20 protein-coding genes are annotated in these 22,834 nt (G+C 67.7%); 16 read left to right on the forward strand and 4 right to left on the reverse strand.

From position 1 onward, the window contains the following. The first annotated feature begins 293 nt into the window (after positions 1-293). Positions 294-1,310: an AraC family transcriptional regulator gene (locus KB879_RS16530; protein ID WP_249221139.1), complete on the forward strand. Its 1,017-nt coding sequence runs from the start codon at positions 294-296 to the stop codon at positions 1,308-1,310. A gap of 11 nt (positions 1,311-1,321) precedes the next feature. Here KB879_RS16530 and KB879_RS16535 read toward each other — a convergent pair whose 3' ends face one another. Beyond that, the gene (locus tag KB879_RS16535; RefSeq protein ID WP_371827362.1) at positions 1,322-1,486 is read right to left on the reverse strand and encodes a hypothetical protein; all 165 of its coding nucleotides are present in this window, start codon (positions 1,484-1,486) and stop codon (positions 1,322-1,324) included. A 21-nt stretch (positions 1,487-1,507) separates the two neighbouring features. Continuing rightward, the gene (locus KB879_RS16540; protein ID WP_153954150.1) at positions 1,508-2,734 is read right to left on the reverse strand and encodes an NnrS family protein; all 1,227 of its coding nucleotides are present in this window, start codon (positions 2,732-2,734) and stop codon (positions 1,508-1,510) included. Positions 2,735-2,993: 259 nt separating this feature from the next. On the opposite strand from KB879_RS16540, the gene KB879_RS16545 reads away from it, so the two are divergent. The 9 genes from KB879_RS16545 to mobB all read left to right on the forward strand — a co-directional run bounded on the left by KB879_RS16545 (position 2,994) and on the right by mobB (position 14,670). Next, positions 2,994-4,274 (forward strand): nitrate/nitrite transporter, encoded by a 1,281-nt coding sequence (locus tag KB879_RS16545; RefSeq protein ID WP_013953854.1) that lies wholly within the window; start codon positions 2,994-2,996, stop codon positions 4,272-4,274. A gap of 36 nt (positions 4,275-4,310) precedes the next feature. Continuing rightward, positions 4,311-5,696 (forward strand): NarK family nitrate/nitrite MFS transporter, encoded by a 1,386-nt coding sequence (locus tag KB879_RS16550; RefSeq protein WP_211979433.1) that lies wholly within the window; start codon positions 4,311-4,313, stop codon positions 5,694-5,696. Between the two features lie 188 nt (positions 5,697-5,884). Further along, entirely contained in the window at positions 5,885-9,622 is a 3,738-nt protein-coding gene (locus KB879_RS16555) for a nitrate reductase subunit alpha (RefSeq protein ID WP_211979434.1), read from the forward strand. Then, complete coding sequence (narH, locus tag KB879_RS16560; protein ID WP_013953857.1) at positions 9,619-11,169, forward strand: nitrate reductase subunit beta; 1,551 nt, start codon at positions 9,619-9,621, stop codon at positions 11,167-11,169. Before KB879_RS16555 ends, narH begins: the two co-directional genes overlap by 4 nt. A 29-nt stretch (positions 11,170-11,198) precedes the next feature. Continuing rightward, the gene (gene narJ, locus KB879_RS16565; protein ID WP_153954149.1) at positions 11,199-11,873 is read left to right on the forward strand and encodes a nitrate reductase molybdenum cofactor assembly chaperone; all 675 of its coding nucleotides are present in this window, start codon (positions 11,199-11,201) and stop codon (positions 11,871-11,873) included. A 48-nt stretch (positions 11,874-11,921) separates the two neighbouring features. Beyond that, positions 11,922-12,605, forward strand: a complete 684-nt coding sequence (narI, locus tag KB879_RS16570) for a respiratory nitrate reductase subunit gamma (protein WP_153954148.1) — start codon at positions 11,922-11,924, stop codon at positions 12,603-12,605. A 27-nt stretch (positions 12,606-12,632) separates the two neighbouring features. Then, on the forward strand, positions 12,633-13,385 hold the full coding sequence (locus KB879_RS16575) for a peptidylprolyl isomerase (RefSeq protein WP_013953860.1): 753 nt from the start codon (positions 12,633-12,635) through the stop codon (positions 13,383-13,385). A gap of 15 nt (positions 13,386-13,400) precedes the next feature. Beyond that, positions 13,401-14,108 carry a carbonic anhydrase gene (locus KB879_RS16580; protein ID WP_153954147.1) on the forward strand — a complete coding sequence of 236 codons (708 nt, stop codon included), beginning with the start codon at positions 13,401-13,403 and terminating at the stop codon, positions 14,106-14,108. Positions 14,109-14,112: 4 nt separating this feature from the next. Continuing rightward, positions 14,113-14,670 carry a molybdopterin-guanine dinucleotide biosynthesis protein B gene (gene mobB / locus KB879_RS16585; RefSeq protein ID WP_013953862.1) on the forward strand — a complete coding sequence of 186 codons (558 nt, stop codon included), beginning with the start codon at positions 14,113-14,115 and terminating at the stop codon, positions 14,668-14,670. Here the strand turns inward: mobB and KB879_RS16590 are convergent. Both KB879_RS16590 and KB879_RS16595 read right to left on the reverse strand, forming a co-directional pair. Then, on the reverse strand, positions 14,636-15,208 hold the full coding sequence (locus tag KB879_RS16590; protein WP_211979435.1) for a DUF2889 domain-containing protein: 573 nt from the start codon (positions 15,206-15,208) through the stop codon (positions 14,636-14,638). The two genes, mobB and KB879_RS16590, sit on opposite strands and share 35 nt — an antisense overlap. A gap of 117 nt (positions 15,209-15,325) precedes the next feature. Then, on the reverse strand, positions 15,326-16,252 hold the full coding sequence (locus KB879_RS16595; RefSeq protein ID WP_013953864.1) for a LysR family transcriptional regulator: 927 nt from the start codon (positions 16,250-16,252) through the stop codon (positions 15,326-15,328). Positions 16,253-16,354: 102 nt separating this feature from the next. Between KB879_RS16595 and KB879_RS16600 the strand changes: the two genes are divergently transcribed. The 6 genes from KB879_RS16600 to KB879_RS16625 all read left to right on the forward strand — a co-directional run bounded on the left by KB879_RS16600 (position 16,355) and on the right by KB879_RS16625 (position 22,828). Further along, positions 16,355-17,317 carry a tripartite tricarboxylate transporter substrate binding protein gene (locus tag KB879_RS16600; RefSeq protein ID WP_211979436.1) on the forward strand — a complete coding sequence of 321 codons (963 nt, stop codon included), beginning with the start codon at positions 16,355-16,357 and terminating at the stop codon, positions 17,315-17,317. Positions 17,318-17,337: 20 nt separating this feature from the next. After that, entirely contained in the window at positions 17,338-18,756 is a 1,419-nt protein-coding gene (gene leuC, locus KB879_RS16605) for a 3-isopropylmalate dehydratase large subunit (RefSeq protein ID WP_211979437.1), read from the forward strand. Continuing rightward, positions 18,749-19,393, forward strand: coding sequence for a 3-isopropylmalate dehydratase small subunit (gene leuD / locus KB879_RS16610; RefSeq protein WP_153954144.1), 645 nt, complete (start codon positions 18,749-18,751; stop codon positions 19,391-19,393). Before leuC ends, leuD begins: the two co-directional genes overlap by 8 nt. A gap of 220 nt (positions 19,394-19,613) precedes the next feature. Then, on the forward strand, positions 19,614-21,278 hold the full coding sequence (locus tag KB879_RS16615) for a nitrite reductase (protein ID WP_211979438.1): 1,665 nt from the start codon (positions 19,614-19,616) through the stop codon (positions 21,276-21,278). Between the two features lie 12 nt (positions 21,279-21,290). After that, complete coding sequence (locus KB879_RS16620; RefSeq protein ID WP_153954142.1) at positions 21,291-21,653, forward strand: cytochrome c; 363 nt, start codon at positions 21,291-21,293, stop codon at positions 21,651-21,653. After that, entirely contained in the window at positions 21,593-22,828 is a 1,236-nt protein-coding gene (locus KB879_RS16625; RefSeq protein ID WP_153954141.1) for a cytochrome D1 domain-containing protein, read from the forward strand. The genes KB879_RS16620 and KB879_RS16625 overlap by 61 nt, the downstream gene beginning before the upstream one ends. The last annotated feature ends 6 nt before the right edge of the window (positions 22,829-22,834 follow it).

Here is a 22,834-nt window from a genome sequence, read left to right on the forward strand (position 1 = left end):
AAAACCTCCATGTGATATCCACAGAATCTGTGGATATCCTCCCCCTACCCTCCCCGAAAGCCCCGGTCTGTGCGGGAACCCACCGGAGCGCCCAAATTTTAGGCAACGGGTTGCAGGCGCCCCGGAACCCGGCAACGGTACGGCACCGCCCGCCGCCACCACGCCGTTGCGCTGCCCAGGCCACACTTCGTCCCCCCGCATGCCCTTGAAGGGGTCACCGGCACCGCGTAATCTCGTTGTTACCGGGGGCTGCTCTGGCGCACTTGCGCCAACTTGCCAGCCAGATAATGACAATGACACAACAAGAGCCTATCCAGGCCGGGCCGTTGCCTCGTGACCTGCTGCACGCACTGCGTGATGGCGGCTACGACGTATCGGGACTCGCGCCTGCCCCGGAATCCGACTCCGACCCCAGCGACCTCACGCCTGCCGTGCCGGCGCCAGGCCCGCAACAGGCCTGCCACGTGCTCTGCGCGGTCTACCGCGCCACCGGCGATCCAACCATCGGCCTATGGCTGGGCAGCCGGATGCAGACCGACCTGCTCGGGCTGGCGGGCCTGCCGGCCATGGCCGGGCCGTCGCTGGGCACCGCGCTGCGGCGCATCGCGCGCTACCAGAAGCTGCTCGCCGGCGACCGCATCGAACTGCGCCGCCAGGGCGACGAAGCCTGGGTCTGCATCCGCCCGAGCGACCCCGAGGCGCCCGACACCCGCCCGCGCATCGACATGGAGCTGTGCTCGCTGCTGGCCTTCGGGCGCCAGTTCACGCGCAAGCCGCTGCATCCGCTGCGGGTGTCGCTGCGCATCGGCCAGCCCGACTGGCACCTGCGCTATACCGAGGCATTCGACTGCCCGGTGCGCTTTGGCGAGCCGGAAGACGCCATCGTGTTCGGCCGCCGCGACCTGGCCTTGCGCCTGGCTGCCCGCGTGCGCAGCGGACCGGCCGGCCCGGGCCACGCCATGCGCGAAGCGCGGCCGGCGTCCGCTTCGCTGGACGATGTGCGCGCGGCCCTGCAGGCGCTGGCCGGCGAGCGCGCCCTCAGCCTGGCCGCGGTGGCACGCCACCTGGACATCAGCGAGCGCACGCTGCAGCGCCGGCTGATGGCAGCGGGCACGAGTTTTCGCACGCTGTGCGAGGAGGCGCGCCGCGACCTGGCTGGCGGCTACCTGGCCGGGGGCACGATGTCGCTGGGAGAAATCGCGTTCCGGCTCGGCTTTGACGATGCCAACTCGTTCTTCCGCGCCTTCCGCCGCTGGACCGGCATGACGCCGGGCGACTACCGACGCGCGGCGGTGCATCCGCCCGCCTAGCGCAGGCCGACTCACCCGCCGTCGGGTTGCTCCCACGGCGGGTTGTCGCCGAAGCGCCCGGCCAGGAAATCCACAAAGGCGCGCAGGTCGGCGCTGACATCCCAGGTGGAATGCAGGGCGATGCCAAAGACCGCCAGCGCCGCATCGGACAACAGTTCGCCGTGTCCGTGGCGCAAGCCTGCCCCTGATCCCGCGCTTCAGCCCGGCTTGCCGTCCACCCGCGGGCGCGCAAGCCGCGATGCATAGGTCAGCGCGTAGAGAGCAAACCCCGCTACCCAGCACGCGCCCGCCCCCCAGATCCAATGCAAATACCCGGCCGGCCATAGCATTGGCCCGAACACGCGCAACACCGCTGCCGCAGCCACCAGCCAGTACGCCGCGGTTTCCGCGCGGCCGGCCACCAGCATGCGGCCGGTGTGGCCCAGTGCGGTACGCGTGATCATGGCGATGATCGCCACGCCGAGCACGCCCACCGTGAATGCATGCGTCGCCAGCCCCGCCATCACCAGCCCCAGCGCACCCAGCGCCTGCAGCAGCAGCGCCACCGGCAGCCACGCGTAGGCCAGGTGCAGCACCCACAGGATCGGCCGGTTGCCCACCGCATGGCTGCGCCAGCCAGCCACGCGCACGGCCAGCACCGCCGCGGCCAGCAATGACAGTGCCGCCGCCAGCCAGCCCGGCAAGGGCAGCAGCCCTGCGGCCAGTCCCAGCACCGCGGCCGGCACCACCATGCGGTCCACCTGCCGGTATTGGCGCAGGCGGAACCCCGGGATCGCGTTGGTCGTGAACATCGGGATGACGCGCCCGCCGATCACCACCACGAACAGCGTGACCAGCGCCACGCCGGCGCGGCAGGCCAGCATCGCACCGGCGTCATGGCCGCGCGCCTGCAGCCACAGGCTGGCGATATCGGCCGTGGCCAGCAGCCACAGCGCCAGGGCCAGCGGATAGTTGCGGCGGTTGCCGGCGCGGGCCAGCGTGCGCGTGAAGGCCAGCGCCGCCAGCGGCAGGAACGCGCCCTCGATCACGAAGGCCGCCGTGCCCGGCGCCACCCACATGCCCACGCGCCCGGCCAGCCACAGCAGGAAGAGCGCGGCCAGCGCGGCGCCGGTGGGCGTCGGCTGACCGGTCCAGGCACGCCCCGCGGTGAACAGGAAGCCCACCACGATGGCCGCGGCAAAGCCGAACACCATCTCGTGCGCATGCCAGAACATCGCCGGCATCACCGGCGCCGGGCCGGCTGCGGCGACGCCCGCCAGCATCGCCGACCACGCCGCGATGGCCAGCGCGGCGAACACCGCCCCGCCCAGGTAGAACGGCCGGAAACCCAGCGCAAACAAGGCAAAGCCGCGCGGCGGCGGCCCGGCGGGTGCCTTGCCGGGGGGCGGCGAGCGTCGCGCGGGGAGGATAGGGATGGTGTCCATGGCTGGCTACGGGAATCAGGTGATGCGGCGCGCGCCGGCTTCTTGATCCGGCGCACGGCTTGCCGCAGGTGCGCAAACGGATGCCATTCACGCTGACTGCACGATAGCACCGCCGCCGCGCCGAAGACCTCCGCCGGTAGAACTACCTCCAAAGGCAGGCTGCGCACCCGTGTGCGCTGTGCTGCCGGCGAATAGGCAGCACCAGTGGCCGCCCCTACTCTGGCATCACCCCCGCCAAAGTTGACACAGGAGCATGGCCATGGCCACCCAACCACGCGCGCCCGAGCCCGTACCGCCCGGTGCCGCAATCACGCTGGCGTCGAGCACTTTCGCCTTCACCATCTGCTTTGCCGTCTGGATGCTGTTCGCCGTCCTCGGCATTCCGCTCAAGCAGGAACTCGGCCTCAACGACACCGAATTCGGGCTGCTGGCGGCAACCCCCGTGCTGAGCGGCTCGCTGATCCGCGTGCCGCTGGGCATCTGGACCGACCGCTACGGCGGCCGTATCGTCTTCTTCGTGCTGATGCTGGCCACGGTGATCCCGATCTGGCTGATCTCGTATGCGCACACGCTGTGGCAGCTGCTGGTGCTGGGCCTGTTCGTCGGCCTGGCGGGCGGCTCGTTCTCGGTCGGCACGCCGTATGTGGCGCGCTGGTTTCCGCGCTCGCGCCAGGGGCTGGCGATGGGTATCTTCGGCGCCGGCAACTCGGGCGCGGCGCTGACCAAGTTCGTCGCGCCGGCGATGATCCTGGCCGCCGGCACCTGGACCGTGGTGCCGCGCGTGTATTCGGTGGCGATGCTGGTCACCGCGCTGCTGTTCTGGGTGTGCTCGCGCAGCAACCCGGCGCACCTGGTCAAGTCCAGCGTCGGCTGGCGCGAGCAGCTCGCCGTGATGCGCGACCCGCGCGTGTGGCGCTACTCGCAGTACTACTCGGTGGTGTTCGGCGGCTATGTCGGCCTGTCGCTGTGGATGACCAAGTACTACATCGGCGAATACGGCTTCGACATCAAGACCGCGGCCATCCTCGCTGCCTGCTTCTCGCTGCCCGGCGGCGTGCTGCGCGCCATCGGCGGCTGGATCTCCGACCGCTACGGCGCGCACCGCACCACCTGGTGGGTAATGTGGGTGAGCTGGGTCGGCTTCTTCCTGCTGAGCTATCCGCAGACGGATTTCATCATCCAGACCATCAGTGGCCCGCAGGCCTTCCGCATCGCGCTGACGCCCACCGTCTTCACCTTCCTGCTGTTCGTGGTCGGCATCGCCTTTGCCATCGGCAAGGCCTCGGTCTTCAAGTTCATCTCCAACGACTTCACGCACAACATCGGCGCGGTCTCGGGCGTGGTGGGCCTGGCCGGCGGGCTGGGCGGCTTCGTGCTGCCGATCCTGTTCGGCATGCTGGCCGACCTGACCGGCGTGCGCAGCAGCTGCTTCATGCTGATGTACGGCACCGTGTGCGTGAGCCTGGTGTGGATGCACTACAGCCAGCGCGGCGAGCGCCGGCACAAAGAACAGGCCGTCGGCCTCACCCAGGCCGCCTGACGGCCCCCGTCACGCAAACAACCAAGGCACACTGTCATGTCATCTTCCGTACTCACCCGCTGGGAGCCCGAGAACAAGGCCTTCTGGCAAACCCAGGGCGAACGCATCGCCTACCGCAACCTGTGGATCTCAATCCCGGCGCTGATGCTGGCCTTCGTGGTCTGGATGCTGTGGAGCGTGGTCGCGGTCAACCTCGACCGCGCCGGCTTCCAGTTCACCAAGAACCAGCTGTTCTGGCTGACCGCGCTGCCGGCGCTGTCCGGCGCCACGCTGCGCATCTTCTACTCGTTCCTGGTGCCGGTGTTCGGCGGGCGCCGCTTCACCGCGATCTCCACCGCGCTGCTGCTGATCCCGGCGCTGGGCATGGGCTTCGCGCTGCGCGACCCGTCCACCGGCTACCCGACGCTGCTGGTGCTGGCGCTGCTGTGCGGGCTGGGCGGGGCCAACTTCAGCTCGTCGATGGCCAATATCAGCTTCTTCTTCCCCAAGGCGAAGAAGGGGCTTGCCACCGGGCTGAATGCGGGTATCGGCAACCTGGGGGTGTCGGTGGTGCAGTTCGTCACGCCGCTGGCGGTGTCGGTGGCCATCTTCGGTGCGCTTGGCGGCGAGCCGCAGCAGTACCAGGCCAATGGCGTCACGCGCGACCTGTGGCTGCAGAACGCCGGCTTCATCTGGGTGCCGTTCATCATCGTCTCGGCGCTGGCGGCGTGGTTCGGCATGCATGACATCGCGGACGCCAAGGCCTCGTTTGCCGAGCAGGCCGTGATCTTCAAGCGCAAGCACAACTGGCTGATGTGCTGGCTGTACGTGGGCACCTTCGGCTCGTTCATCGGCTTCTCGGCGGGGCTGGCGCTGCTGACCAAGTCGCAGTTCCCCGGAGTGAACCCGACCGCCTATGCCTTCCTGGGGCCACTGGTGGGCGCGCTGACGCGGCCGGTGGGCGGCTGGATCTCCGACAAGCTCGGCGGTGCGCGCGTCACGCTGTGGACCTTCGTCGGCGTGATCGCGGCAGTATTCGCGGTACTGGCGACGCTGCCGCATGACGGCGCCGGCGGCAACTTCACCTTCTTCCTGGCCGCCTTCATCGCGTTGTTCGCGCTAACCGGCATCGGCAATGGCTCGACCTTCCGCATGATCCCCGTGATCTTCCTGACGGAGCGCCAGCGCGCTGCCGCAGGCAAGGGCGATGCCGCGCAGCGGCAAGCGCTGCAGGAGGCCGGCAAGGAATCCGCGGCGGTACTGGGCTTCTCAGGCGCGATCGGCGCGTACGGCGGCTTCTTTATCCCCAAGAGCTTCGGCACCTCGCTGGAGCTAACCGGCGCACCGGATGCCGCGCTGTACTGCTTTATCGCCTTCTACGTCAGCTGCGTGCTGGTGACGTGGTGGCACTACGCGCGCCGCAACGCCCCCATGCCCTGCTGACCGTCTCGCCGGCCGGACTAGTTCTGTCGAACTAGTCCCGCGCGCGGCACCTAGCCCGATCGCCATGCGGCGGCTGTTCCACCAGCGAATTGGCTGCCGCCCGCCTCCCCCATAAGCTGAGGGTGTCCCTGCAAAGCGCCTGAAACCACCGGAGCGCCCGCAGCAAAGCACTCGCGGAGAACAAAGCAATGAGTCATTTCCTGGATCGACTGAAGTTCATGTCGCGCGTCAAGTCCACCTATGCGGACGGCCACGGCGCGGTGGTGAACGAGGACCGCAAGTGGGAAGACGGCTACCGCAGCCGCTGGCAGCACGACAAGATCGTGCGCTCGACCCACGGCGTGAACTGCACCGGCTCCTGCTCGTGGAAGGTCTACGTGAAGAACGGCCTGATCACGTGGGAGACCCAGCAGACCGACTATCCGCGCACGCGCCCGGACCTGCCCAACCATGAGCCGCGCGGCTGCCCGCGCGGCGCCTCGTACAGCTGGTACGTCTACTCCGCGCAGCGCGTCAAGTACCCGATGATCCGCGGCCGCCTGATGGAGATGTGGCGCGAGGCCCGCAAGACCATGGACCCCGTCGCCGCGTGGGAATCGATCAGCCAGGACCCGGTCAAGGCCGCCCGCTACAAAAGCGTGCGCGGATTGGGCGGCTTCGTGCGTGCGGACTGGAACACGGCGACCGAGATGATCGCGGCGGCCAATGCCTTCACCGTGAAGAAGTTCGGCCCGGACCGCGTGATCGGCTTCTCGCCGATTCCCGCCATGTCGATGGTGTCCTATGCCGCCGGCGCACGCTATCTGAGCCTGCTGGGCGGCGCCTGCCTGTCCTTCTATGACTGGTACTGCGACCTGCCGCCGGCCAGCCCCCAGGTCTGGGGCGAACAGACCGACGTGCCGGAATCGGCCGACTGGTACAACTCCACCTACCTGATGGTGTGGGGCTCCAACGTGCCGCAGACGCGCACCCCGGACGCACACTTCTACACCGAAGTCCGCTACAAGGGCACCAAGACCGTGGCGATCTCTTCCGACTTCGGCGAGATGGTCAAGTTCGGCGACATCTGGCTCGCGCCGAAGCAAGGCACCGACGCCGCGCTGGCGATGGCCATGGGCCACGTGGTGCTGAAGGAATTCCACGCCAGCGGCAAGTCCGCGTACTTCCGCGATTACGTGAAGCAGTACACCGACATGCCGATGCTGGTGCTGCTGCGTGAGAACCAGGGCACGCTGGTGCCGGATCACTTCCTGCGCGCCTCGCACCTGGCCAATAACCTCGGCGAAGCCAACCATCCCGAGTGGAAGACCCTGCAGATTGACGACGCCACCGGCGAGATCGTCGCGCCCAACGGCTCGATCGGCTTCCGCTGGGGTGAAGCCGCGCACAACGGCGGTGAGAAGGTGGGCCGCTGGAACCTGGAGATGAAGGATGGCGGCAGCGGCCGCACGATCGATCCGCGCCTGTCGCTGGTCAGCCAGCAGGATGAAGTGGTCGAAGTCGGCTTCCCCTACTTCGGCGGCGAACACGACGAGCTGCTGCGCCGCCGCGTGCCGGCCCGCCGGCTGACGCTGGCTGACGGCAGTACCGCGCTGGTGGCCACCGTATACGACCTGCAGATGGCCAACTACGGCGTGGATCAGGGACTCGGCGGCCCGAACGTTGCCGCTTCCTATGACGATGACGTGCCCTACACCCCTGCCTGGCAGGAAAAGCACACCACCGTCCCGGCCCGCCTGGTAACGCAGGTAGCGCGCGAGTTCGCCGACAACGCCGACCGCACGCAAGGCAAGAGCATGGTGATCGTCGGTGCCGCGCTCAACCACTGGTACCACAACGACATGATCTACCGCGGCATCATCAACCTGCTGATGATGTGCGGCTGCATCGGCAAGAGCGGCGGCGGCTGGGCCCACTACGTCGGGCAGGAAAAGCTGCGCCCGCAGTTTGGCTGGGCCCCGCTGGCCTTCGGCCTCGACTGGTCGCGCCCGCCGCGCCAGATGAACGGCACTTCGTTCTTCTACAACCACACCAGCCAGTGGCGCCACGAGAAGCTGGGCGTCGACGAGATCCTGTCGCCGACCGCCGACCGCAAGCGCTACGACGGCCTCTCGCTGCTGGACCTGAACGCCCGCTCCGAACGCATGGGCTGGCTGCCGTCGGCACCGCAGCTCGGCAGCAATCCGCTCGACGTGGTCGATGCGGCGGAGCGCGCCGGCCAGGACCCGGTGGCCTACACCGTCGAACAGCTCAAGTCCGGCCAGCTGCAGTTCGCCTGCGACGACCCCGACAACCCGGCCAACTTCCCGCGCAATATGTTCGTGTGGCGCTCGAACATCCTGGGCAGCTCGGGCAAGGGCCATGAGTACTTCCTGAAGTATCTGCTCGGCACGCAGAACGCCGTATTCGGCGACGAGAACGATGCGATCACGCCGAGCGAGGTCAACGTACGCCCGGCCGCCGAAGGCAAGCTGGACCTGCTGACCGTGCTGGACTTCCGCATGAGCACCACCTGCCTGTATGGCGACATCGTGCTGCCGACGGCGACCTGGTACGAGAAGGACGACCTCAACACGTCCGACATGCACCCGTTCATCCACCCGCTGTCCGAAGCCGTGCAGCCGCTTTGGGAAAGCAAGACCGACTGGGAGATCTACAAGGCCATCGCGAAGAAGTTCAGCGAGATCGCCGGGCCCTACCTCGGCACGCGCAAGGACCTGGTGTGCACGCCGCTGCTGCACGACACCCCGGGCGAACTGGGCCAGCCGTTCGAGCCCAAGGACTGGAAGGCCGGCGAATGCGACCTGATCCCCGGCAAGACCGCGCCGTCGATGACCGTGGTGGAACGCAACTATGCGGACATCTACAAGAAGTTCACCTCGATCGGGCCGCTGCTGGACAAGCTCGGCAATGGCGGCAAGGGCATCAACTGGAACACCCAGCATGAAGTGAAGGAGATCGGCCAGCTCAGCCACACCGTGAAGGAACCAGGCGTCAGCCAGGGCCGCCCGCGGCTGGAAAGCGCGATCGACGCCGCCGAGATGATCCTGACCTTCGCGCCCGAGACCAACGGCCATGTCGCCGTCAAGGCGTGGGAAGCGCTGTCGAAGATTACCGGACGCGACCACACCCACCTGGCCGAAGGCCGCGAGCACGACAAAATCCGCTTCCGCGACGTGCAGGCGCAGCCGCGCAAGATCATCTCCGCGCCGACCTGGTCGGGCCTGGAATCGGAAGAGGTCAGCTACAACGCCGGCTACACCAACGTGCATGAGCTGATCCCCTGGCGCACGCTGACCGGCCGCCAGCAGTTCTGGCAGGACCACCGCTGGATGCTGGACTTCGGCGAAGGCGCGTGCGTGTACAAGCCGGCCATCGACACCAAGACCGTGGCGCCGATGCTGGGCAAGAAGCCCAACGGCAATCCGGAGCTGGTGCTGAACTGGATCACGCCGCACCAGAAGTGGGGCATCCACTCCACCTACTCGGACAACCTGCGCATGCTGACGCTGTCGCGCGGCGGCCCGCACGTGTGGATCTCGGAGACGGAGGCCAAGGCCAACGGCATCCGCGACAACGACTGGGTCGAAGTGTTCAACGTCAACGGCACGCTGACCGCCCGCGTGGTGGTGTCGCAGCGCGTGCCCAAGGGCATGTGCCTGATGTACCACGCCCAGGAAAAGATCGTGAACGTGCCCGGCGCCGAAACCAGTGGCATGCGCGGCGGCATCCATAACTCGGTCACGCGCGCCGTGACCAAGCCCACCCACATGATCGGCGGCTACGCGCAGCTGGCCTACGGCTTCAACTACTACGGCACCGTGGGCAGCAACCGCGACGAGTTCGTGATCCTGCGCAAGATGAAGAAGGTCGACTGGCTGGAAGGGCCGCTCGTGGAAAAGACTAAGGAAGGAGCCTCGCAATGAAGATCCGTGCCCAGGTGGCCATGGTGCTGAACCTCGACAAGTGCATCGGCTGCCATACCTGCTCCGTGACCTGCAAGAACGTCTGGACCAGTCGCGACGGCGTCGAGTACGCCTGGTTCAACAACGTCGAGACCAAGCCCGGTATTGGCTACCCCAAGGAATGGGAGAACCAGGACAAGTGGCAGGGCGGCTGGAAGCGCAACGCCGACGGCACGCTGGAGCCGCGCCAGGGCGGCAAGCTGAAGATCCTGGCGAACCTGTTCGCCAACCCCAACCTGCCGCAGATCGACGAGTACTACGAGCCCTTCACCTACGACTACGAGCACCTGCAGAAGGCGCCGCTGGTGCAGACCCCGCCCACCGCTCGCCCGGTGTCGGTGCTGACCGGCCGCAAGATGGAAAAGATCGAGTGGGGCCCGAACTGGGAAGACGACCTCGGCGGCGAATTCAGCTCGCGCGGGCGCGACAAGCTCTTCGACGACGTGCAGAAGGAGATGTACTCGACCTTCGAGAACACCTTCATGATGTACCTGCCGCGCCTGTGCGAGCACTGCCTGAACCCGGCCTGCGTGGCCTCGTGCCCCTCGGGCTCGATCTACAAGCGCGAGGACGACGGCATCGTGCTGGTCGACCAGGACAAGTGCCGCGGCTGGCGCATGTGCATCTCGGGCTGCCCGTACAAGAAGATCTACTTCAACTGGCAGAGCGGCAAGGCCGAGAAATGCCTGTTCTGCTATCCGCGCATCGAGGCCGGCCAGCCCACGGTCTGCTCCGAGACCTGCGTCGGCCGCATCCGCTACCTCGGCGTGATGCTGTACGACGCCGACCGCATCGAGCAGGCGGCATCGGTGGCCGATGAGCGCGACCTGTACCAGTCGCAGCTCGACGTTTTCCTCGATCCGCACGACCCGGCGGTGCAGGCCGAGGCGCTGCGCCAGGGCATTCCGCAAAGCTGGCTGGATGCCGCGCGCAAGTCTCCGGTCTACAAGATGGCGTGCGAGTGGAAGGTTGCCTTTCCGCTGCACCCGGAGTACCGCACCCTGCCGATGGTCTGGTACATCCCGCCGCTGTCGCCGATCCAGTCGGCGGCCGAGGCCGGCCACATGGGCCTGAACGGCGTGATCCCGGACGTAAAGAGCCTGCGCATCCCGGTCAAGTACCTGGCCAACCTGCTGACCGCGGGTGATGTGATGCCGGTGCTGTCCGCGCTGGACCGCATGCTGGCGATGCGCGCCTACAAGCGCTCGCAGGTGGTGGACGGTGTGCAGGACCTGGGTGTGCTGGAGCAGGTGGGCCTGACGCCCGCCCAAGTCGAGGACATGTACCAGACCATGGCCATCGCCAACTACGAGGACCGCTTCGTGATTCCGTCCTCGCACAAGGAGATGGTCGAGGACAGCTTCAATGACAAGGCCAGCTGCGGCTTCACCTTTGGCAACGGCTGCTCGGGCGGTACTTCGGACGGCTCGCTGTTCGGCAAGAAGCCGCAGGGCAGCGTCCACTTTGTCGACATGCCCAAGTCGCGCAAGAACGCCGTGATGAGCTGATGCGTCCCACGAACCGCACGGAGAACAACATGCCCCTCTATCCCATCCTCAGCGCCCTGCTCGGCTATCCCGAGCAGGATCTGCTGGACGCCCTGCCCGAGATCGATGCCGCGCTGGCCGAATGGCCGCAGGCGCGCGAGCTGCTGGCCCCCGTGACCGGCCTGCTGCGCAGCGAGTCGCTGATCGCGCTGCAGGAGAACTACGTCGCCACCTTCGACCGCAACCCGGCGCACTCGCTGCACCTGTTCGAGCACGTGCACGGCGAGAGCCGCGACCGCGGCCAGGCCATGGTCGACCTGATCGACGAGTACCGGCGCGACGGCTTTGAACCCGCGGCGTCCGAGCTGCCCGACTACGTGCCGCTGTTCCTGGAGTTCCTCGGCGCACTGGTGGCCGACGGCAAGGAAGCACGCGCCGAGCAGTTGCTGGGCGAGGCCATCCACGTGCTGGCCGCGATCGGCGAGCGCCTGACGCGCAACCAGAGCCCTTACGCCAGCGTGTTCGCGGTGCTGCGCACGCTGACCGACGTGCAGCCGCAACCGCAGCAGGAACCGCCGGTGCGCGACATGGACGAGGCGCTGGAGACCTTCGGGCCGGGAGCCGACGGCGTGGAACCGTTGCTGGCGCCGCAGACGGGTCCGCAAGCGGTGAAATTCTATCCGCGCGATCCGCGTGTCAGGGCGCCAGTGCCGGCTGCCTGCTGACCGGGCATGGCAATGCAAACTGAACACCAGACAATGGGTTAACACACCATGGCAACGATCCACCAATTCCTCTTCGGCATCTACCCGTATATCGCTGCCGCCATCTTCCTGTTCGGCAGCCTGGCGCGCTTCGAGCGCGAGCAGTACACCTGGAAGACCGACAGCTCGCAGGTGCTGTACCGCGGCAACCTGCGCACCGGCAACATCCTGTTCCATGTCGGCATCCTGGGCCTGTTCTTCGGGCACCTGGTTGGCCTGCTGACGCCGGTGGCGGTGTGGGATGCGCTGGGTGTCTCGCACGGCTTCAAGCAGGCCGTGGCGATGGCCGCCGGCGGCGTGATGGGCACCATGTGCCTGGCCGGGCTGCTGATCCTGCTGCACCGCCGCCTGACCAACGCCCGCGTGTCGGCGGTCACCCGCACCGGCGACAAGGTGCTGCTGCTGTGGCTGCTGGTGACGCTGCTGCTGGGCCTGTCCACCATCTTCGAATCCGCCAGCCACATGGACGGCCACATGATGGTGCAGCTGATGACCTGGGCGCAGCACATCGTCACGCTGCGCGGCGACGCCGCCGGCTATGTCGCGGATGCGCCGCTGCTGTTCAAGGCGCACCTGTTCATGGGCATCACGCTGTTCGCGATCTTCCCGTTCACGCGGCTGGTGCATGTGTGGAGCGGCTTTGCCTCGGTCGGCTATCTCGGCCGCGCCTGGCAATTGGTGCGTAGCCGCTGAGCGCCGCAACCCGACAAGGAGAACAGCATGCCTGTCACCGTCAATGGCGTGGAACTGCGCGACGCCGATATCGAACGCGAACTGGACCACCATCACGATGCGGCCAACCCGGCGCGGCTGGCCACCATTTCGGCCATCCTGCGCCAGCTGGTACGTGCCGAAGCCGACCGCATCGGCCTCGCCGCCGAAGGGCTGGACGACGACGCCCTGGCGCTGGCGCTGCTGGAACGCGAGGCCGGCATCCCCGAGCCCGACGAAGCCAGCTGCCGCCGCCACTACGACAGCCGCCCGGAGCGCTTTCGCGACGGCGAATGGGTCGAGGCCGACCATATCCTGTTCCAGGTCACGCCGCGCGTGCCGCTGGACGCGCTGCGCGAGATCGCCGCGCAGACGCTGGCACTGGTGCGGGGCGATCCTTCCACCTTCCCCGAGCACGCCCGCGCGCTGTCCAATTGCCCGAGCGGCGCCAACGGCGGCCGGCTTGGCCGCGTGTTCCGCGGCGAGACCGCTCCGGAATTCGAGCGCGCGCTGTTCGCCGCGCAGCAGGACGGCGTGCTGCCGCAGTTGGTGGAAACCCGCTTCGGCCTGCATATCGTGCGCGTCCTGGAACGCTGCCCCGGCACGCGCCTGCCCTTTGATGCGGTACGCGGCGACATTGCCCGCGCCCTGGCCAGCGCCGCGCGCGATCGTGCCTGGAAGCAATACGCCAGCCTGCTGATCGGGCGCGCGCGCATCGAAGGCATCGAGCTGGAAGGCGCCGACAGCCCGCTGGTGCAGTAGTGCCTGGATGCCGCCATGCATCACATCGAACAACTGCTCAAAGGTTTCGAACGCTTCCAGCAACGCTATTTCGACGACGAGCCCGGGCTGTTCGACACGCTGCGCACCGGCCAGCGCCCGCCCACGCTGCTGATCGGCTGCAGCGATTCACGCGTCGATCCTGGCCTGCTGCTGGGCTGCGATCCGGGCGAGCTCTTTACCGTGCGCAATATCGGCAACCTGGTGCCGCCCTGCACCGGCCGCCATGAAGGCAGCCTGCACGGCGTATCCGCAGCGATCCAGTTTGCCGTGCAGCAGCTGCGCGTGGCCCGCATCATCGTGATGGGCCACGGCGGCTGCGGCGGCATCCGCGCCTTGCTGGCGCAGCCGGCCGACGCCGGCGACCATCCGCCCGATGAAGGCGAAGACCCCGACTACATCGGCGCCTGGGTGCGCATCGCCGCACCGGCGCGCAGGCAGGTAGAGGAAACCCTGGCCACGGCCAGCGCCGCCGAGCGCCAGCGCGGCTGCGAGCAGGCGGCGACCCTGGTGTCGCTGCGCAACCTGCAGACTTTCCCATTCGTGCGGCGTGCGCTGGAGGCCGGCAGGCTGACGCTGCACGGCTGGTATTTCGACCTGCAGGCCGGCGCACTGCTGGCCTATTCGCAGCGTGCCGACAGCTTCCTGCCGCTGGTGTGCCCGCTGCCCGCCCAAACTGAACTCCGCGAATCCTGCGAACCCTGACACCATGCATCCCTTCATCCTAGGCATCACCGGCACCTCCGGCAGCGGCAAGACCACGCTGATCACGGCGCTGCTGCCGTGGTTCCGCGCACAGGGCCTGACCGTCAACGTGATCAAGCACAGCCATCATCCGCTGGAACTGGAACCGCCGGGCAAGGACAGCGCGCGCTTTCGCGCCGCCGGCGCGGCCGAGGTGATGGTGGCATCGCCCTATCGCTTTGCCATCGTGCGCGAACTGGCCGACGAGGCCGAGCCGACGCTGGCCGAGCAGGTGGCGCGCCTGCGGCCGGCCAATATCACGCTGGTGGAAGGCTTCCGGCGCGAGGCGATTCCGCGCATCGAGGTCTACCGGCCGGCGCACGGGCGCGCGCCTTACTATCCGGGCGATCCTTCGATCATCGCGCTGGCCACCGATGCGCGCATGGACACGGTGCTGCCCTGCATGGCTCTTGATGACATTGCACAGGTGGGGGGCTTCATCCTCGCCATGAAGGACGAGGCGGGGGCGGCGACCGCGGCTGCCGCGTTCAGTCGCTCGCGCGACGGTGCAACGGCCATATGACGTTCACGGCCTCGCCGTCGTTGCGGTAGGCGTGGCAGGTGTCCAGTATCCAGGGCCGGGGTACGGGCTCGTCTCCTGCCAGCTTGGCATCCCACGGCGTCTGTTCGCGCTGGACCGACATCATGGTCTGCATCGCGGTGGTGGCCAGGGGCCCCAGCAGTTCCGTCAGGTGGGTACAACCCTTGGCGCCCCCCAGGCGCGCCCTGGCCTGCTGCCGGAAGCCACCGCCGATGCGCAGACCCTCCAGCTGCCGATAGGCGGCGTTGATTTCCGCGCAGTACGGCGTCGGGCCGGTCTCGGTGCGGGCCTCGAAACGCCGGATCACCAGGTCCGCGTCGATGGTTATGCACAGGCGCATCTGGTGAATGAGGCCACCTTCGGGCACGCTGACAAAGGGCAATTCGGTGGCGTCGGCGGAAATATCATGCATATCGGCCTCGATGTCATAGAGGCCATCGTCGCGCAGATAACCGCGGCATTCGATCTGGCGGGTGTGACGCAGCGTGCGTCCGGGTTGGGGCGTGGGGGCTGTTTCCATGCGCGTTTCCATCAGGCTTCTGGTATTGCCAGTCATGATGGACGCTAGTGGCGCTGGAATCGCCCCCCAGTATCGGGTGGCGCGGCCCCGATACCGCGCATGATCGCCGCCGGATGGCTACCAGCAGTTGTCCGCGCTGCCCGCGCCGGACGCACGGTGGCTGGCAAAGTGGTCCAGCAGGAAGTCCACCAGCGCCCGCACCTTGTCCGGACGATGGTTGCGCGCCGGGAACACGAGATGGATATCCGCGGGCGCGAACTGCCATTGCGGCAGCACCCGGCGCAGGGCGCCGCTGCGCAGGTGCTCCGCAACATCCCACTCGGAGCGCACGATCAGGCCCTGGCCATCCAGCGCCCAGGCCAGCGCCGATTCCCCGTCATTGGTACTCATGGTGCCGCGGACCTTGACGGTCTCCTGCTGTGCGCCATGGCGCAGGTGCCAGGTGCCGAAGGTCTCGTCGGCTTCGCGGATGAAGATGCAGTTGTGCCGCGCCAGCTCGCGCGGGCTCGACGGCTCGCCCCGCGCTTCCAGGTAGGACGGCGCGGCACAGAGCAGGCGGCGGTTGCTGGCCAGCAGGCGCGCCGTCAGCCGCACGTCCGGCATCTCTCCAAAGTGGATCATGGCGTCCAGGCCCTGCTCGACCAGGTTCAGGGGCCGGTCGCTCAGGTAGAGCTGGACCTCGATATTCGGAAAGCGGCGCGAGAACCCCGACAGTGCCGGCGCGATATGCCGCCGTCCGAAGCCGAGCGTTGCGCCGATCTTCAGCAAGCCGTGCGGGGTGCTGCCGGTGCCCGCGATCGATCGCTCCAGCGCCTCCATCTCCGCAAGGATCCGCGCCCCTTCCACCAGATAGCTTTCCCCTTCCGGCGTCAGGCTGATGCGGCGCGTGGTCCGGTGCAGCAACCGGACGCGCAGCCGTGCCTCCAGCCCCGCCAGCCGCTTGCTGACCGCGGGCGGCGTCACGCCAAGCTCCTGCGCTGCGCCGGCCAGGCTGCCGTGCTTGTTGATGCACGCGAAGAACGCGACGTCCGAGAGGTTATCCATTAGTGAATACCAGGAAACAAAGAAGTAACTGAGTTTGAATTATGTGCTTCTGAGTGAATGATACGATGGTTTCCATAACGATTCCTAAACCAGGAGACACTCATGAAAGTTGCCCACCTCACGGCCTTGCTGCTGTGTGCCGCGTCGATCGGCACGGCCGCGGCGCAGTCCTATCCCCAGCGCCCGGTACGCCTGATCGTGCCGTACGCCCCGGGCGGCAGCGCCGACATCGCCGCGCGCCTGGTCTCGGATGCCTGGTCGAAGAGCCTGGGCGGCACCATCGTGGTCGAGAACCGTGCCGGCGCCGGCGGCAATATCGGCGTCGATGCCGTGGCCAAGGCCGCCGCCGATGGCTACACCATCGGCCTGCAGACCGTGTCCCTGGCGATCAACCCGGGCCTGTTCCCGCGCATGCCCTACGACACGCTGAAAGACCTGGCCCCCATCGGCATGGTCGCCAGCTCGCAGCATGTGCTGGTGGTCAACAACAACGTGCCCGCCAAGAACCTGCAGGAACTGATCGCGGCGGCCAAGGCTACGCCGGGCAAGCTGACCTACGGGTCCGCGGGCAACGGCAGCACCTTCCATATGTCGGCCGAGCTGTTCAAGTCGGTGGCCAACGTCTCCATCGTCCACGTGCCGTACCGCGGCGGCGGCCCGGCCCTGGTCGACACCATTGCGGGCCAGGTGGACATGAGCTTCCCGGTGGTCTCGGCCGCGCAGCAGCATGTGCAGGGCGGCAAGCTCAAGGCGCTCGCCGTCACCGGCACCAGGCGCTCGCCGCAGTTGCCCAATGTGCCGACCGCGGCCGAGGCGGGCCTGCCCGGCTATGCCTTCGAGACCTGGTTCATGGTGTTTGCCCCGGCCGGCACGCCCAAGCCCGTGATCGACAAGCTGAACGCGGCACTGAACACCGCGCTGGCCGCGCAGGCAACCCGTGACCGCATGCTCAAGGAAGGCTTCGAGCCCACCCCGACCACGCCCGAGGCGGCACGCCAGCGCCTGGAAAAGGAGATGCCTGTGTGGGCCAACCTGATCAGGCAGCGCGGCATCACCGCGGAATAACGACAGACAAGGCAGTTGCCATGACCCCCAAGACGCTATACCAGAAGCTGGTCGACTCCCATACCGTGGCCAGGATCGACGACGACAATGTGCTGTTGTACTGCGACCTGCACCTGATGAACGAGTACACCAGCCCGCAGGCCTTCGCCGGGTTGCATGAACAGGGCCGCGGCGTGCTGGTGCCGGGACAGAACGTCTCGGTGGTCAGCCATATCATCCCGACGCACCCCACAGCGATCCGCGTGATCGCGGACCCGGCCTCGGCGCTGCAGGCCACCAACCTGCGTGCCAACTGCGAGCGGCACGCGATCCCGCTGTTCGACACCAACGACACGCTGCAGGGCATCGAGCACGTGATCGCGCCCGAGCACGGCATGATCCGGCCGGGCATGGTGGTGATCTGCGGCGACAGCCATACCACCACCTACGGCGCGCTCGGCGCGCTGGGCTTCGGCATCGGCACGTCCGAGGTCGAGCATGTGCTGGCCACCCAGACGCTGGTCTACCGGATGGCCAGGACCATGCGCATCCGCGTGGACGGCAAGCTGCCCGCCGGCACCACCGCCAAGGACCTGATCCTCAGGATCATCGGCGCGATCGGCGCGCAAGGTGCGCGCGGCTACGTGGTGGAGTACTGCGGATCGGCGATCCGCGACCTGAGCGTCGAGGCCCGCTTCACGCTGTGCAACATGACCGTGGAAGCCGCGGCGCGCGGCGCGCTGATCGCGCCGGACGCGGTCACCACCGACTATGTGCTGCGCCGCGCCGTGGATATCGAAGGCCCGCAGCGCGACGCCGCGCTCAGCTACTGGGCCACGCTGCAGAGCGATCCGGACGCCGTGTTCGACATGGACTTCGTGTTCGACGCGAGCGAGATCGAGCCCTACGTCACCTGGGGCACCAGCCCGGACCAGGTGCTGCCGGTTTCCGGGCAGATCCCGTTCCCGGAAGACCAGATCGACGAGGCCGAGCAGCGCTCGGTCGAGCGCGCGCTGGCGTACACGCACCTGCAACCGGGCGCCGCGCTGGCAGGCACGCCGATCCAGCACGTCTTCATCGGCTCCTGCACCAACGGCCGCATCGAGGACCTGCGCGCGGTGGCCAGCGTAGTGCGCGGCCGCAAGGTCGCTGCAGGGGTCCGGGCCATGGTGGTGCCTGGGTCGGGCGCGGTCAAGGCCCAGGCCGAGCGCGAGGGCCTGGCCGGGATCCTCACCGCCGCCGGCTTTGAATGGCGGCAACCGGGCTGCTCGATGTGCCTGGCCATGAACGACGACGTGCTCGCCGACGGCGTGCGCTGCGCTTCCACCACCAACCGCAATTTCGAGGGCCGGCAGGGACGCGGTGCCATCACCCACCTGATGAGCCCGGCCATGGCCGCCGCGGCAGCGGTCACCGGCGTCATCACCGACGTCCGCAAGTTGGAGATCACCCATGCCTGAACACACCTGCATCGCCGGCAAAGGCGCCGCCATCCGCTTCGAGAACCTCGATACCGACCAGATCATCCCCAAGCAGTTTCTGCGCGGGATCGACAAGGCCGGGCTGGCCGAGGGCATCCTCTACGACCACCGCTTCGATGCCAGCGGCGCGCCGCGCCCTGGCTTCGTGCTGAACCGGCCCGAGTACGCCGGCACCAGTATCCTGGTGAGCGGCGCCAACTTCGGCTGCGGCTCCAGCCGCGAGCACGCCGTCTGGGGCCTGCAGCAATTTGGCATCCGCGCCGTGATTGCGCCGAGCTTCGGCGAGATCTTCTATTCGAACGCGATGAACAACCGGCTGCTGCTGGTGATGCTGCCGCGTGAGGTGATCGAGCCGTTGATGAACGACGTGGATGCGGACGCGGGCAACACCATCAGCATCGATGTCGAGGCGATGCGGGTGCGCACTCCGTCTGGCGACTACGCCTTCGACCTGTCGGCACGGCACCGCCGCATGTTTATCGAAGGGCTGGACATGATCGGCCTGTCGCTGCGGCAGCGCGGCGAGATCGAGCAGTTCATCCAGCAGTACCGGGGCGCGTTCCCGTGGACAACGAACGTGGCCAGGCGCACGCGCGACCGCTTGGGCCCGACCTGAACCCTGCCTTGCAAGCGCATCGCCTCCACGGTGCGCTTGCACCATCGCAAACGACAAACATCAACCACCCACACTTCGTTCCCGCACCACCGCCGCCGTTTGATGCCAGTCAATTCCATGTCGTCAGTGTGTCCGCATGCTTCCCACATGACGACAGGTGCCCGCCACCCAGGCATGGGCACCGCGAAACCGCTTTCCTCACCGCTGATCCACGGCACCCATGAAAGCAAAAAACTGGCTGTACCCGGCAATCGCGGCATTGCCGCTCTCACTCTGGCTCGGGCTGCCACATGCAGCCACCAAGGCAGAACCGAAGGCGGAACAGAAGGCCGCCATCCCCACCCTCACTGCCGCTGAGTTCGACCACGCCCGGCAGATCTACTTCGAGCGCTGCGCCGGCTGCCACGGCGTGCTGCGCAAGGGCGCGACCGGCAAGGCGCTGACGCCGGACATCACCCGCGCGCGCGGCACCGAGTACCTGAAGACCTTCATCAAGTACGGCAGCCCCGCCGGCATGCCGAACTGGGGCACCTCGGGCGATCTCTCCGACCCGGAAGTCGACCTGATGGCGCGCTATATCCAGCTCGACCCGCCGACCCCGCCCGAGTACTCGCTGGCCGATATCGAGAAAAGCCGCAAGGACATCCTGCCGGTGGCCCAGCGCCCGACCAGGAAGATGAACCAGTACAACCTTGACAACCTCTTCTCGGTCACGCTGCGCGATGCCGGCGAGGTGGCGCTGATCGACGGCGACAGCAAGCAGATCATCAATATCGTCAAGACCGGCTACGCGGTGCATATCTCGCGCATGTCGGCGTCCGGGCGCTACCTGTATGTGATCGGCCGCGATGCGCGGCTGGACCTGATCGACCTGTGGCTGCCCAAGCCCGATATCGTCGCGGAAGTGAAGGTCGGCATGGAGGCGCGCTCGGTCGAGACCTCCAAGTACAAGGGCTATGAGGACAAGTACGCCGTGGCCGGGTCCTACTGGCCGCCGCAGTACGTGATCATGGAAGGCGACACGCTCGAGCCGCTCAAGGTGGTCTCCACGCGCGGCATGACCGTGGACAACGAATACCACCCCGAGCCGCGCGTGGCGGCCATCGTCGCCAGCCATTTCCATCCGGAGTTCGTGATCAACGCCAAGGAGACCGGCAAGATCCTGATGGTCAACTACTCGGACCTGTCCAACCTGAAGACCACCACGATTGATTCAGCCAAGTTCCTGCATGACGGCGGCTTCGACGCCACCGGCCGCTACTTCCTGGTGGCCGCCAATGCGTCCGACAAGATCGCCGTGGTCGACACCAAGGAGAACAAGCTGGCCGCACTGATCAACGTGGGCAAGACCCCGCATCCGGGACGCGGCGCCAACTTCACGCATCCGAAGTTCGGCCCGGTCTGGACCACCAGCCACCTTGGCGACGAGACGATCAGCCTGATCGGCACCGATCCGGTCGGACACCCGGCGCAGGCGTGGAAGGTGGTGCAGACCATCAAGGGCCAGGGCGGCGGCTCGCTCTTCATCAAGACCCACCCGAAGTCGTCCAACCTGTGGGTCGACACGCCGCTGAACCCTGACGCCAAGCTCAACCAGTCGGTGGCGGTATTCGACACGCGCAACCTGGAAGCCGGCTACAAGGTGCTGCCGATCGCTGAATGGGCCGAGCTGAAGGGCGCGGGCGCCAGGCGCCTGGTGCAGGCCGAATACAACAAGGCCGGCGACGAGGTCTGGTTCTCGGTCTGGGGCACCAAGGACGGCGAGTCCGCGCTGGTGGTGGTCGATGACAAGACCCGCACGCTCAAGACCGTGATCAAGGACAAGCGCCTGGTCACCCCGACCGGCAAGTTCAACGCCTACAACACGCAGCACGACGTGTACTGAGCCGGCACCACCATGCGTGATCACATCGCCTGGCGGCGCGCTGCACTGGCGGGGCTGGCAGCTGCCTTGCTGGGCGCAGCGCCCGGCGCGGCGGCCCAGCCCACCCCTGCCCGGCAGGCGCAGCTTGCGCACTGGCTGCGCGATGACTGCGGCGCCTGCCATGGCATGACGCTGCGCGGCGGGCTGGGCCCGCCGTTGACGCGCGAGGCGCTGTCCGGCAAGCCGCCCGCGGGCCTGATCGCCACCGTGCTGTACGGCCGCCCCGGCACCGCGATGCCGCCCTGGCAACCCTTCATGACGCAGGATGAAGCCCAATGGCTGATCGATCGACTGCAGGCCGGCAAGCCACCGGCCGCCTCGCCGCAAGGCAACTGATCCGCGGCCTGGCCGCGGCCTTGTGCGCCACCGTTGCCGCCGCGCTGGTGGCGGGTTGTGCCAGCGCCGTGCGCGGCACCGGCGACCTGGGCGTGGTGGTGGAGCGCGCCGCCGGGCAGCTGCAGATTGTCGAGACCACCGGCATGACCCGGCTGGCAACGGTGGAAGGACTCGGCGACTTGTCCCACGCCAGCGTGGTGTTCTCGCGCGATGCACGCTACGCCTATGTCTTCGGCCGCGACGGGGGACTGACGCGCGTGGACCTGCTCAGCGCCCGCATCACCCACCGCATGCTGCAGGCGGGTAACAGCATCGGCGGCGCGATCTCGCAGGATGGCCGCGTGGTGGCCGCGCAGAACTACGCGCCTGGCGGCATCCGCCTGTTCGACGCACAGACCCTTGAACCGCTGGCTGACCTGCCGGCGATCGGCAATGACGGCCGCCGCTCCAAGGTGGTGGGCCTGGCCGACCTGCCCGGCCGCCGCTTTGCCGCCAGCCTGTTCGAATCCGGCGAGATCTGGATCATCGACGCCAGCTATCCGCGCCGGCCGCAGGTGACACGCCTGCCCGCCGGCCGCGAGCCGTACGACGGACTGGTCACGCCCGATGGCCGCTGGTACCTGGCCGGCCTGTTCGGTGAGGACGGCCTGGCGCTGGTCGACCTGTGGCAGGCGCCGCTGCTGTCGCGCCGCGTGCTCTCCGGCTACGGCCGCGGCAGCGCGCCGCTGCCGGTCTACAAGATGCCGCACCTGCGCGGCTGGGCCATGGCCCAGGGCATGGCCTGGCTGCCGGCGATCGGCCGTCATGAGGTGTTGGTGGCCGACCCCGCCAACGGCTGGCAGCAGGCCGCGCGCGTGCCGCTGGCCGGCCAGCCGGTCTTTGTGATGGCACGGCCAGACGGGCGCCAGGTCTGGGTCAACTTCGCCTTCCCCCACAACGACACGGTGCAGGTGATCGACACCGCCACGCGCCAGGTGGTGCGCACGCTGCATCCCTGCCGAGGCGTGCTGCACATGGAGTTCACACCCAAGGGCGAGTCGCTGTGGCTGTCCTGCCGCGACGACAACCGTGTCGAGGTCTACGACACCGCCAGCCTGGCGCGCATTGCCACGCTGCCCGCCGACAACCCCAGCGGCATCTTCTTCACCGTGCGCGCGCAACGGTTCGGCATGTAAGGGCCC

The organism is Cupriavidus sp. KK10, from assembly GCF_018223725.1.
GTDB lineage: Bacteria > Pseudomonadota > Gammaproteobacteria > Burkholderiales > Burkholderiaceae > Cupriavidus > Cupriavidus necator.